Annotated in this window: 10 protein-coding genes; 5 read left to right on the forward strand and 5 right to left on the reverse strand. The window is 61.6% G+C overall.

Annotated elements, in window-relative coordinates; all coding sequences use genetic code 11:
* Positions 1-32 precede the first annotated feature (32 nt).
* The 5 genes from fhuB to FE240_RS17760 are packed head-to-tail and all read right to left on the reverse strand — an operon-like array spanning position 33 to position 7,414.
* Positions 33-2,009, reverse strand: a complete 1,977-nt coding sequence (fhuB, locus tag FE240_RS17740) for a Fe(3+)-hydroxamate ABC transporter permease FhuB (protein WP_193002808.1) — start codon at positions 2,007-2,009, stop codon at positions 33-35.
* Positions 2,006-2,857 carry an ABC transporter substrate-binding protein gene (locus FE240_RS17745; RefSeq protein WP_226798897.1) on the reverse strand — a complete coding sequence of 284 codons (852 nt, stop codon included), beginning with the start codon at positions 2,855-2,857 and terminating at the stop codon, positions 2,006-2,008. Before FE240_RS17745 ends, fhuB begins: the two co-directional genes overlap by 4 nt.
* Before the next feature lie 8 nt (positions 2,858-2,865).
* Positions 2,866-3,630: an ATP-binding cassette domain-containing protein gene (locus FE240_RS17750; RefSeq protein ID WP_193002810.1), complete on the reverse strand. Its 765-nt coding sequence runs from the start codon at positions 3,628-3,630 to the stop codon at positions 2,866-2,868.
* The gene (locus tag FE240_RS17755) at positions 3,623-5,275 is read right to left on the reverse strand and encodes a multidrug ABC transporter permease/ATP-binding protein (protein ID WP_193002811.1); all 1,653 of its coding nucleotides are present in this window, start codon (positions 5,273-5,275) and stop codon (positions 3,623-3,625) included. The genes FE240_RS17750 and FE240_RS17755 overlap by 8 nt, the downstream gene beginning before the upstream one ends.
* Positions 5,276-5,326: 51 nt before the next feature.
* Positions 5,327-7,414, reverse strand: coding sequence for a TonB-dependent siderophore receptor (locus FE240_RS17760; protein WP_193002812.1), 2,088 nt, complete (start codon positions 7,412-7,414; stop codon positions 5,327-5,329).
* A 269-nt stretch (positions 7,415-7,683) separates the two neighbouring features.
* Between FE240_RS17760 and mioC the strand changes: the two genes are divergently transcribed.
* The 5 genes from mioC (at position 7,684) to FE240_RS17785 (ending at position 12,903) form a co-directional block, all read left to right on the forward strand.
* Entirely contained in the window at positions 7,684-8,133 is a 450-nt protein-coding gene (mioC, locus tag FE240_RS17765) for an FMN-binding protein MioC (RefSeq protein WP_193002813.1), read from the forward strand.
* Positions 8,134-8,641: 508 nt separating this feature from the next.
* Positions 8,642-10,531: a tRNA uridine-5-carboxymethylaminomethyl(34) synthesis enzyme MnmG gene (gene mnmG / locus FE240_RS17770; RefSeq protein ID WP_193002814.1), complete on the forward strand. Its 1,890-nt coding sequence runs from the start codon at positions 8,642-8,644 to the stop codon at positions 10,529-10,531.
* An 8-nt stretch (positions 10,532-10,539) separates the two neighbouring features.
* The gene (gene rsmG, locus FE240_RS17775; RefSeq protein ID WP_193002815.1) at positions 10,540-11,166 is read left to right on the forward strand and encodes a 16S rRNA (guanine(527)-N(7))-methyltransferase RsmG; all 627 of its coding nucleotides are present in this window, start codon (positions 10,540-10,542) and stop codon (positions 11,164-11,166) included.
* Positions 11,167-11,194: 28 nt separating this feature from the next.
* Positions 11,195-11,998, forward strand: a complete 804-nt coding sequence (locus FE240_RS17780) for a ParA family protein (protein WP_193002816.1) — start codon at positions 11,195-11,197, stop codon at positions 11,996-11,998.
* A complete protein-coding gene (locus FE240_RS17785; RefSeq protein ID WP_193002817.1) occupies positions 11,995-12,903 on the forward strand; it encodes a ParB/RepB/Spo0J family partition protein in 909 nt (302 codons plus the stop codon). The genes FE240_RS17780 and FE240_RS17785 overlap by 4 nt, the downstream gene beginning before the upstream one ends.
* The last annotated feature ends 28 nt before the right edge of the window (positions 12,904-12,931 follow it).

The raw sequence follows: 12,931 nt of genomic DNA on the forward strand, positions 1-12,931 counted from the left end.
GATATTCCCGGGCTTTTTTTATTTGGCTCCCGCTAAATCCGGCGCAGGCACCCCATGAAGTAGGCGCCACCGATCAGGGTGGCCACCAACCCGGCCGGCAGCTCCATGGGAAAGAGCCACTGCTGGCCGGCCCAGTCGGCCAGCACCATCAGCAGGGCGCCGCCCAATCCAGCCCCGAGCAGCTGATCACGGGCCCGCACCAGCCCCAACATGCGAGCCAGGTGTGGCGCCAGCAAGCCGACAAAGGAGACAGGGCCGATCACCAGGGTGGCCAGCGCCGTTCCTACCGCCACCAGCAACAGCAAGCAGAGCTGGGCCCGGCGCAAATTGACCCCGAGGGCCGCCGCAGCCGCCTGGCCGAGCGGCAGCAGATCGAGCCAACGCACCAGCAACAAGGCAAGAGCCAGCAGCAACAGGGCCACCAGCGCCAGCCCCGCCGCCACCGGCGCCGTCACGTAGTAGGTGGAGCCGGCGATCCAGTTCAGCAACTGCTGCACCCGCGGATCCCCATTGGCCATCACCACACTCTGTAGTGGCTCCAGCATGGCGGTGATGGCCAGCCCTGAGAGCAGCACCCGCTCCGGCTGAAAACCGCTGCGCCGGTTGATACCGACCAGCAGCAGCAGGGTCAGCAGAGCACCCACCACCCCACACAGCAGCCACAGCGGCAACGGCAGCATCGGCAACAGCAACGCCGCCAGCAGCAGCCCCATGACGGTGCCACCACTCACCCCGAGCAGCTCAGGGCTGGCCATGGGGTTGCGGCTGATACGCTGTAGCAGGGTACCGCACAGGGCCAGCAGCAATCCAACGGCGGCCGCCGCCAACAACCGTGGCAGCCGCCACTCCAACTGGCTGAACCACAGTTCACCCGGCAACCAGCGCCACCCCATGGCCCCCTGCCCCCATGCCAGGGCCAGCGGCACGACCAGCAGCAGAGCCAGCAGCAACTGCCACAACAGGCGTGCAGGCATCGGATGACGGCGAGCCGGGGCGCTGGCAACCTTGCTCGAGGGCGGTTTGCGCAGCACCAGTCGCGGGATCAGCCAAAGCAACATGGGGGCGCCGAGCAGCCCCGTCATGGCGCCAGTCGGCAGCAACATGCTGGTCAAACCGGCCAGCAGTTGCAGCAATTGATCGGTGGCGCTCAGCAGCAAACTGCCGAGTAGGCCCGACCAGAGCAAGCGCTGGGTGAAGCTACGCACACCGAGCAGGCGCACCAGCGCTGGCGCGGCCAGCCCGATAAAGCCGATCACCCCGGCTACGCTGACCACGCTGGCGGTGAGAAACACCCCCAGTGCGATGGCTGCCAGACGCAGCGGACGCAGTGGCAGCCCCAGGCTGCGGGCGCTGGCTTCGTCCAGATCGAGCAGGGCCAGCGGACGCAGCAGCAACAGCACCATCCCCAGCGCCGGCAGCAGATAGCACAGCAGCCGGGTCACCCCCCCCCAACCATCCTGAGTCAGGGTGCCGCTACCCCACACCAGCAAGCCCTTGAGCTCCTCCTGATGAAACAGCATCAGGGCCGAGCTGATGGCCCCCACATAGAGGCTCACCACCAGACCGGCGAAGACGATCACCAGCGGGGTCAGGGTGCGTCGCCAGGTGAGCAGGTACACCAGCCCCATGGCAGCGCCGCCGCCGGCCAAGGCCACCCCTTCGCGAACAACCAGCAGGGCGGGGGCATACAAGGTCGCCAGCAATAGCGCCAACTGGGCGCCTGCACTCACCCCGAGCGTGGTCGGCGAAGCGAGCGGATTGCGCAGCACCTGCTGCAACAAGAGACCGGCAAGGCCGAGGGCCGCCCCTGCCAGCAAGCAGAGCGCCAGCCGTGGCAGCCAGGAAAAATGCAGCACCAACTGGCCCGGTTGATCCGGGGCCGGGGCCAGCATCCCCTGCCACCAGAGGTTCATCGGCAACTGCTGGCCAAGAGTGCACAACGCCAGCAGCAGAGTCAGGCCGAAGAGGCCTGCACACAGGGGTGCAGCAGGATAACGATGCACGCTCATGCCCCCTCCCCGGTCAGCGTCAACAGCAACTGGTCGGCAAAGCGCCTGGCCGATAGCACACCGCCAAAACTCCACACAGGGGGCAGGTGCAGCGGCGCATGGTCGCGCAGCAGCGGCAGTGTCTGCCACAGCGCCGACGCCGCCAGCCGCTCTTTCACCCCGAGCGGCACCGGCTCGATGACCACCAACTGCGCCTCCCGCAGGGGAGCCAACTGGTCGATGCCGATAGCGGCAAAGCCCCAGTAGTTAACCTCTCCCTGCCAGGCATTGCGCAAACCCAACTTGCCGAGCAGCGACTGGTACAGGCTGTGCTGGCCGAACACCCGCACATGGCGCTCGTCGATAAACTGCACCAGCAGCAATGGCGGTGTCGTGGCCGGCACTCTGCCCGCCAGCGTAGTCAGGTGCTGCTCTAGCTCAGCAAGCAGGGCCTCCCCCTGAGGGCGCCGCCCGACCAGGGTGGCGATGGTCAGGGTCGCCTGACGCAGCTGCGCCCAGTAATCCCCTTGCGGGTCATAGATAGGGATGGAGCGCACCGGCGCAATGCGCGAAAGCGTCGGCTCAAGGGGCGCCGCCAGCGGTGAGATGAGGATGAGATCGGGGGCCAGCTCGGCCAGCAGCTCGCGGTTGGGTTGGGCACGCAGGCCGATGTCGACCACAGAGGAGGGCATCACCGGCTGCTCGACCCAGGAGCGATAGGAGACCAGATCCCCCATCGCCAGCGGTGGGGTGCCGAGCGCCAGCAGGGTCTCCCCTATGGTCCAGTCAACCGTGGCGATGCGCGGGGCCGCCACAGTGGACAGCGGCAACAGGGCGGCCAGCAGCCAGAGTCGGGCAATTTGCTTCATGGCTCCCCTCATACGATGGCGATCGGGTGAGCGGACTGCGGATGGGGGATCACCCGCATCGGCAGGCCATAGATGGCCTTCAGGGTCTCTTCGTGCATCAACTCGCCCGGCGTGCCCTGGGTCAGCACCCGGCCGCCATGCAGGGCCACCAGCTCGTCGCAGTAGCGGGCAGCCATGTTGATGTCGTGGATCACCACGATGACGCCAAGCCCAAGTTGACGACTGAGATCGTGCACCAGGCTCATCACCTCGACCTGATGGGCCACATCGAGGGCGGCCAGCGGTTCGTCAAGCAGGATGAAGCGGCTCTCCTGGGCCAGCAGCATGGCCAGCCAGACCCGCTGACGCTCACCGCCGGAGAGGGTATCGACCAGCCGATCGGCGAATGCCTCGGTGTGGGTCAGGGCAATGGCGCGCGCCACCTGCGCCTTGTCTTCGTTGCGGGTGCGGCCGAACAGGCCACGCCATGGGAAGCGGCCAAACCCAATCAGCTCGCGGCCAAGCAGGTTGTCGGCAGGTGGCAAGTGCTGGGGCAGATAGGCCACCCGGCGGGCGAAGGGGCGCTCCTCCCACTCGCGCAGCGAACGGCCGTCGAGCAGAATGTCGCCACTGCTGAAAGGCTGCTGGCGGGCCAGCAGCTTGAGCAGGGTCGACTTGCCCGAGCCGTTGTGGCCGATGAGGCCATAGACCCGCCCTTCATCGAAGCGAAGGGTGGTCGGTTGCAGCAGAGGTTTGCCATCGATGGCAAACCCGGCGCCGTTCATCTCAAACATGGCTTCCCCCGCTGTGGCGTAGATCGAGGCGGGCCACCACGTCATGGCTGGCGCTGGCCCGCTCCTGTGCATCCAATTCATGCAACTGGCCGGATCGCATCTCAAGCAGCCGATCGGCCAGATGGAAGTAGTGATCGTCGTGGCTGATGGCGATCACTGTCTTGCCCATCTCTTTGAGGCGCGGCAGCAGCACTTGGTAGAAGATGCGGCGGAACTGGGGATCCTGATCCGCGGCCCACTCGTCAAACAGCAAGATGTCGCGCTGCTCGGCGATGGCCAGCAGCAGAGCCACCCGCTTGCGCTGCCCCTGAGAGAGCTGGATGTCGGTGATGCGCTCCCCCTCCAGTTGCAACTTGTGGCCCATCTCGAGCCGCGCCACCCACTCATCGAGCAGGGCCGGGTCGACCCCTTGTGGCCCGAGCAAGCGGTCGAACAGGTGAAAGTCGGTGAAGATGGCGGAGAAGAGGCCGCGATAGGCGTGCCAGTCATCGACCACCTGATCATCGAGCAGCAGGCGGCCTGCGCTCGGACGATGCAGACCGGTGAGCAGCATGGCCAGGGTCGATTTGCCCGAGCCGTTGCCCCCGATGAGGAAGATAAGCTCGCCACGGCGCACGGTGAAATCGACCGGCCCTACCGTGAATCCCCCCTGATAGCCGAAGCTCACCCCCTCCAGCGTCAGGTGCTGCCAGGGACGGGGCGCCTGCCCGGCAAAGTGCTCGCTGTGCTCGGCCAGCGCCAGCGCGGCCAGCTTGTCAAAAGCAACCTGAGCCGCCACCAGAGTCGGCAGGGCGCCGATCGCCTGTAATAAAGGAGTTCGCAAAAACAGCAGGGTCAGCGCAAAAGTGGAGGCCACCGTGCCATCGGCCCAGCCGAGGCCATTGGCAAGGAAGAACGAGAGGCCGATGGCCCCCAACATCATGATATTCGACCAGTTGATGGCGCTCAGGTGATAGGTGTCGGCACGGATCACGTGGTGGCGGTAATCGAGTGCGTTGGGCTGGTACTGCTCCGCATAGAGGCATTGGGCCCGCTGGCGGTTGAGCATCAGCTCACGGCTCCCCTCGATCATCGCCTGATAGTCCTGATAGAGACGATCCTCGGCGCCGCGCATCCGGTGCAGGTGGGCATAGACCCGCTGCACCAGCAGCCAGCCGACGACCATGGTCAGAGTGACCCACAGAGCCGTCACCAGCAGCATGCCGGGCGAAAGCCAGGCCAGATAGGCGCAGGCCCCTAGGGTCAGCACCGATCCCTGTACCAGCTCGGGTAGGCGCACGAAGGCTAGGGTGATGCTGCGAATATCGCTGGAGAGCGAAGCGAGCAGAGGTGCGCTGCCGATCGTCCGCAGTTGCTGCACATCGGTGTCGAGCAACTGTTTAAGCAAGCGGCCACGCAGGGCATAAACGAAGTGATGGCCCAGGGTGGTCAGGGCCAGCTGGCTGCCCAGAGTCAGCACCAGCAGCAAAACGATGAGGCCAAGTAGCTGGGCCAGCATCCACAGTGGCTCCCCCACCGGCGTGATGAGGCGTTGGTTGATGAAGGCGATCACCCCGATGCCGAGCAGGGCACTCAGCAGGCTGAGCAGGGTGATGGCCAGAAAGGGCCAGCGATAGTGGCGATAGACCAGAGCAAGCAGTTTCATGTGTGTCACGTATAACAGGGGAGAAGGCCGCCCGCAGGCGGCCTCTTTGGCTTACCAGCGATAGTTGATGGAGCCGATGACGCTGCGCTCCTCGCCGTAGTAGCAGTAGTAGTCGCAGCTAGCGATATAGGTCTCACCCAGCAGGTTGGTCACGTTGATCTGGGCCCGCCAGTGCTTGTCGATGTCATACCCGATCATCGCATCCCAGACGGTGTTGGCCGGCACCTTGGCCGACCCATAGATGGGGTTGTAGGCCGCATCCACAGCGCCAATGCCGACGCTCGATCCGGTGTAACGCACCCCAGATCCCACCTCAAGACCGGAAGCCGGGCCCGCCTGCACCTTGTAGTTCCCCCAGAAAGAGGCCTGGTGGCGCGGGATCATGCTGGCCCTGCGCTCCCCCTCCCCGCTGTCGTTGGTCTTGGCATCGGTGTAGGTGTAGGCCGCCGTCAGGCGCAGCCCCTCGGTGGCCTGTACACTGCCCTCCAGCTCGACGCCGCGCGAGGTAACCTTGCCGGCCTGAGTCTGTTGACCGGAGCCGGTGGCCACCAGCGAGTTGGTCTGCTCAAGATCGAACAGGGCCAGGTTGACGTAGCCATCCATGAAACGCGGTGTGTACTTGATGCCGGTCTCGTAGAGCTTGCCCTTGAGCGGCTTGTAGGCGTTCTTGGTGTTGGGGTCCATCCCCGCCAGCACCTCGAACGACTCGGCGTAGGTCAGGTAGGGCGACAGACCGTTATCGGCCACATACATGATGCTGCCGGAAAGAGAAAGCTCGTCATCATACTGCTTCTCGTTCTTGGCCAGCTTCTCGCTGCGGTTGTGGGTCTCCACATAGTCGTAGCGCCCCCCCGCCGTCAGCAACCAGCGCTCATCCCACCGGATCTGATGCTGTGCATAGAGGCCACTTTGCTCCTTGCGGCTCTTCTGATAGGTGGCAGTGGCAGGATCGAAGCCGGGGAAACCGGAGTAGTCCGGCTGCTGGGTATCGATGGCCCCCATGCCGAAACTGTCGGCTTCAACGCCGTCGTTGCCATGGCTCTGCAAATCGACCCCGAGCAGCAAGGTCTGCTCGGTACGCTCGCCATTCCAGTAACCGATCATCTGGTTGTCGAGCAGCACGCTCTTGGTCTTGCCGTCACGATAGATAAGGCCGCGGTAAGCCGTCGTGCTGTCATAAGCCGGGAAGATATAGGTGCTGCGCAGCAGCAGATCGTTGTAGTTGAAGCGGGCGTTCTGCTTGAACTCCCAGGTGTCGTTGAGCTGGTGGCTGAACTCATAACCGGCCGAGATCTGAGTGTTGCGGTTGCGATCGTAATCCGGCTGACCCAGATTGGTGCTGGGATCAATCTCGCCCGGCGCCTTGTTGATGGTGCCATAGACAGGGAAGAAGCCATTGGTCGGCACTCCCTCGTCGTGTTTGATGCTGGCCAGCAGGGTCAAGGCGCTGCGATCAGAGAGATCCAGCGTGACGCTCGGCGCCAGGTAGAGGCGCTCATTCTCGCTGCCATCCAGCACCCCATCACGCTTGCTGTAGAGCGCCACCATGCGGTAGCGGCTCTGGTCGGTCAGCGCATCGGAGACATCCACCCCGATCTGGCGGTGATCCCGGTTGCCCAGTTGCAGATCCAGCTCACCCCTAGGCTTGGCGGTGGGGCGCTTGGTGATGGCATTGATCACCCCACCCGGGGGCGCCTCACCATAGAGGATCGAGGCCGGCCCCTTGAGCAGTTCGACACTCTCGAGGCCGAACGGCTCCAGCGTCCACACATAGTAGCCGGTGCTGAACAGGCGATTACCATCGAGATAGTTGGCCGCATCGAAGCCGCGCACCTTGAACCAGTCAGTGTCATTGTCCGAGCCATAGGCCTGGGAGAGTACGCCGGAGCGGTAACGCAGCGCCTCATCGAGCTTTTGTACCGCGTGCTGATCCAGCTCTTCACGGTTGACCACCGACACCGAACGGGCGGTCTCGGCCATGGGCACCTCGACCTTCATGGCAGTGCCGGTCACGATCATGGTCTCAGCCGGCTCGAGCTGGGGTGCTGGAGATTCACTAGCCAGAACCAAGGGAGCGGCCGCCGTCAGGGAGAGCCCCCACAGCACGGCCCGGCAGACGGGGGAAGGAGTAACGTTCATACGAGCATCTCGGTTGCTGTTGTTATGGTGTGCAAGGCGATCAGACGCCCGCAATCAAGCGGGTAAATGCTACAACAGCACAAGGCTCGAATCGATTATTTAATTGCCAATCATTTGCATTTAGATTGATGGAAAACAAAAATGTTATCTTCCCCACCCGATCCGGCCATGGATCACTTCACGGATCTTGTCCCCACCCTTTATCCATATTTATCCACATGAGTTGGGGGTAGAATCGGCCACTTGCTTGTTCAACCAGGATCTTTGCAATGGCACACATTCATATCGTGATCGGCTCCATGCTGGGTGCCGCCGAGTACGTGGCGGAGCATGTGGCCGCCCTGCTGGAGCAGGCCGATCATCGGGCCACTGAACACAATCCGGCGCGCCTCGACGAAGTGCTGGACGACCCTGACGCTATCTTGCTGGTGGTGACATCGACCCACGGCGCCGGTGACGTGCCCGACAACCTGCAACCCTTCTATCAGGATCTTTGTGCGAAAAAACCGGATCTTAGCGGTCGCCGCTATGGAGTTATCGCGCTCGGTGACAGTAATTACGACACCTTCTGCGCTGCCGGCAAGGCGCTGGATCAGCAACTGACCGCATGCGGAGCCAGCCGGATCGGAACGCGTCTGGAGATCGATGTGACTCGTTACGAGATCCCGGAAGACGCCGCCGAGATCTGGATCCGCGACTGGATACCCCTGATCGGATGATCAGTAGTACGGGATCGCCCCTTTCCGGCGTTCCCGTCTTTCCTTTGCGCAAAATGACTGTCCACCTAGTTATCAACAGATCCGCTTTGGATCAGTTTCCCTAATCTTACCCACAACGACACCCACAACTGTGAATAACTACACTTAGATCCTCTTTAAAACCTATAGTTATCCAATGTACTACTTTTAGCTTGGTGGAGGCTTGTGCATAAACACCCGAGTTGTCCCCTGCCATCCACCCCTAGGATCCAAGCTTTTCCACAGTTGATGATCGTGCTTAAGATAATGATCTTTCTGATCAAAAAGTGCTTATCAACAGATCTCGTCGGATCTAATAAAAGATCCAATAAAAGATCGATCTAAAGATCCTTAAGATCTACTAAGCGGATCCTGGATCTATATTGGACGTTAAGTAGACGTTCCCCTCCCGACCGTAAACAGATAGAATGTCCCGCCTTTTTAAGCAGGCAAACAGCGATCTTCTGGCGTGCAGATCAAGGTGATCCAGATGCAATACCACGAACAATTTGATGTGATCGTCGTCGGCGGCGGTCATGCCGGTACTGAAGCGGCCACAGCAGCAGCCCGCATGGGCATGAATACCCTGTTGCTGACCCATAACATCGATACCCTGGGACACATGTCGTGCAACCCGGCGATCGGTGGAATCGGCAAAGGACACCTGGTCAAGGAAATTGACGCTCTGGGCGGGATCATGGCGCAAGCCATCGATCTGGGCGGGATCCAGTTCCGTACGCTCAACTCTTCTAAAGGGCCTGCGGTACGAGCCACTCGTGCCCAAGCCGATCGCCTGCTCTACAAGGCGGCGGTACGCCAGATGCTGGAGAACCAGCCAAACCTGAAGATCTTCCAGCAGGCCTGTGACGATCTCATCATGGACGGTGATGCCGTCGTAGGGGTGATTACCCAGACCGGGCTTCGCTTCACCGCCAAGGCGGTGGTGCTAACCGTGGGGACCTTCCTCAACGGCCTGATCCACGTGGGAATGGAGAACTACCGCGGTGGTCGAGCCGGGGATCCTCCCTCGATCGCCCTGGCTCAGCGCCTGCGTGAATTGCCGCTGCGTATCAACCGTCTGAAAACGGGTACACCACCGCGTATCGATGCCCGCAGCGTCGACTTCTCGGTGATGCAGCCACAGCCGGGCGATACGCCAACCCCGGTTTTCTCTTTCATCGGCGATGCCAGCCAGCATCCGCGCCAGATCCCCTGTTTCGTGACACACACCAACGAACAGACCCACGAGGTGATCCGCAATAACCTGGATCGCAGCCCCATGTACGCCGGGGTAATCGAGGGGATTGGCCCGCGTTACTGTCCTTCGATCGAGGACAAGATCACTCGCTTTGCTGACAAGACGTCACACCAGATCTTCGTCGAGCCCGAAGGGCTGACGACCCACGAACTCTATCCGAACGGCATCTCCACCAGCCTGCCGTTCGATGTGCAGGTGCAGATCGTTCGTTCGATCCGTGGCTTCGAGAATGCCCACATCACCCGCCCTGGCTACGCCATCGAGTACGACTTCTTCGATCCTCGGGATCTCAAGGCCAACATGGAGAGCAAGTTCGTGCCGAACCTGTTCTTTGCCGGTCAGATCAACGGCACCACTGGCTACGAAGAGGCCGGAGCCCAAGGGTTGCTGGCGGGCCTCAATGCCGCACTGCGTGCCCAGGACAAGGATCCCTGGCATCCGCGCAGGGATCAGGCCTACATGGGGGTGATGATGGACGATCTCTCCACACTGGGTACCCGTGAGCCCTATCGCATGTTCACCAGCCGTGCTGAATATCGTCTGCTGCTGCGTGAAGACAACGCCGATCTGCGTCTGACGCCGGCCGGCCGCGAACTTGGCTTGGTTGATGATGATCGTTGGGTCAAGTTCAACCAGAAGCTGGAATTGATCGAGCAGGAGCGTCAGCGCTTGCGCAGCACCTGGGTCAATCCGCAGCACGCCTCGCTGGAGGCCATCAATGCACTGGTCAATACGCCGCTGACTCGCGAGCACTCCCTTGAGGAGCTGATCCGCCGTCCGGAGGTGACCTACAGCAGCCTGATGGCGATCGAAGGGGTGGGCCCGGCGCTGGAGCATGCTCAGGCGGCCGAACAGGTGGAGATCCAGATCAAGTACGCCGGCTACATCGAACGTCAGCAGGATGAGGTCGAGAAGCAGCTGCGCAATGAGCACACCTTGCTGCCGCTGGATCTCGACTACCGCGACGTCAACAGCCTCTCCAACGAAGTGATCGCCAAGCTGAACGATGCCAAGCCGCAGACTATTGGTCAGGCTTCACGCATCTCCGGGGTTACCCCGGCGGCCATTTCGATCCTGCTGGTTCATCTGAAAAAACACGGTCTGCTGCGCAAGACCGCTTGAGGAATCCCATGCTGGAAAGACTGAACGGCCTGCTTGCGCAGGCCGGTATTGTTATTACCGATCAGCAGAAGACCCAACTGGTTCAGTTGGTTGAGTTGCTGCACAAGTGGAACAAAGCTTACAATCTCACCTCGGTGCGTGAACCGCAGGAGATGTTGGTCAAGCACATCATGGACAGCTTGGTGGTCAGTCAGCACCTGCACGGTGAGCGTTTCATCGATGTAGGCACCGGACCTGGCCTGCCTGGTCTGCCACTTGCCATCATCAATCCCGACAGACAGTTCGTTCTGCTCGATAGCTTGGGCAAGCGGATCCGTTTCATCCGCCAGGTGATCCTGGAGTTGGGGTTGACCAATGTGACGCCGGTACAGTCCCGGGTTGAGGATTTTCGACCCGAACAAGGTTTTGATGGGGTGCTGAGCCGGGCATTTGCCTCTCTGGAGGACATGCTGACCTGGTGTCGTCACCTGCCCGCCGCCGACGGCCGTTTTCTCGCGTTAAAGGGGATCTATCCCGCCGAGGAGCTGGCCCATTTGCCGGAAGGCATCTCTCTGCTTGCTTCCCATACCCTGGTGGTGCCGGAGCTGGAGGGAGAGCGCCATCTACTGGAGTTGAATATCACCCGGCCCGACTAGCGGGCACAGAATCGAGTTAGGGGAAAGCGTGGGAAAAGTCATCGCCATTGCCAACCAGAAGGGTGGAGTTGGAAAGACCACCACCTGTGTCAATCTGGCCGCCTCCATGGCGGCCACCAAGCGCAAGGTGCTGGTGATCGATCTGGATCCACAGGGCAACGCCACCATGGGCAGTGGTGTCGACAAGTACGATGTCGAGCGCACTGCCTATGAACTGCTGGTTGAAGAAACCCCGATCGGCGAGGTGATCATCACCGAAACCTCCGGCGGTTATCACCTGATTGCCGCCAATGCTGACGTGACCGCCGCCGAGATCCGCCTGATGGAGTTCTTCGCCCGCGAGATCCGCCTGCGCAACGCACTGGCTCCGGTGCGTGACAAGTACGACTACATCTTCATCGACTGCCCTCCCTCACTCAACATGCTGACGGTCAACGCCATGGCGGCCGCCGATTCGGTGCTGGTGCCCATGCAGTGCGAGTACTATGCCCTGGAAGGGCTCACTGCCCTGGTCGATACCATCAGCAAGCTGGCGGCCGTGGTTAATCCTGCCCTGCACATCGAGGGGGTGCTGCGTACCATGTACGATCACCGCAACCGCCTCGCCAATGATGTGTCCGATCAGCTGAAACAGCATTTTGGCGACAAGGTCTATCGCACCATCATCCCGCGCAACGTGCGGTTGGCCGAGGCGCCCAGCTTCGGCGCCCCCGCCATGCACTACGACAAGAGTTCGGTGGGGGCCAAGGCTTACCTGGCGTTGGCAGGTGAGATGCTGCGCCGCCGTGAGCAGGAGCGCCAGGCCGCCATCACAGAAAGAGAATCCCTATGACCCCGAAGAAACGCGGCCTCGGCAAGGGCCTCGACGCCCTGCTCAGCACCAGCACGGCTGCCCGTCAGAAACAGGTTCAGAGCGAGCTGCGTACCGAACAGGCGATGCTGCCCACCCCCCAGGGGGAGCTGCGCAAGCTGCCTGTTGAGTGGCTGCGTTCCGGCAAGTATCAGCCGCGTAAGGACATGTCCCAAGAGGCCCTTGAGGAGCTGGCTAGCTCGATCCGTGCCCAGGGCGTGATCCAGCCCATCGTCGTGCGTACGCTGGGGGAGCAGAGTTTTGAGATCATTGCCGGTGAGCGGCGCTGGCGTGCGGCCCAGTTGGCTCGTCTCGAGGTGGTGCCCTGCCTAGTCAAAGAGGTGGCCGACGATGCTGCGGTCGCTATCGCCCTGATTGAGAACATTCAGCGCGAGGATCTCAATGCCATCGAGGAGTCGGTGGCACTGCAGCGGCTGATGACGGAATTTGAGCTGACCCACCAGCAGGTGGCCGACGCGGTCGGCAAGTCGCGCACCACGGTGACCAACCTGCTGCGCTTGAATCAACTTAACGATGACGTGAAGCGCCTGGTGGAGCATGGGGATCTCGACATGGGTCATGCCCGTGCCCTGCTGGCTCTCAGTGGCGAGGCTCAATCCGAGCTGGCCCGTGCCGTGGTGCAAAAAGGGCTCACGGTGCGTGAAACCGAGCGACTGGTACAGAAGAGCCAGGAGCCGGCCAAACCCAAGCCTGAGGCGGAACGTGACCCGCAACTGGGCTTTTTGGAGCGCCGGCTGGCCGAAGTGGTTGGCAATCAGGTGTTAATTCAGCCGGGTAAGAAGGATAGCGGTAAGTTAGTAATTAGTTACAGTGACTTGGCGGAATTGGACAAGATATTGAGCCATTTTGGCCTGTCTGAATCGTGATTTTTACGCTTTTTGTAGTAATAAAACA

The sequence above is a fragment of the Aeromonas simiae genome (assembly GCF_014892695.1).
Lineage (GTDB): Bacteria > Pseudomonadota > Gammaproteobacteria > Enterobacterales > Aeromonadaceae > Aeromonas > Aeromonas simiae.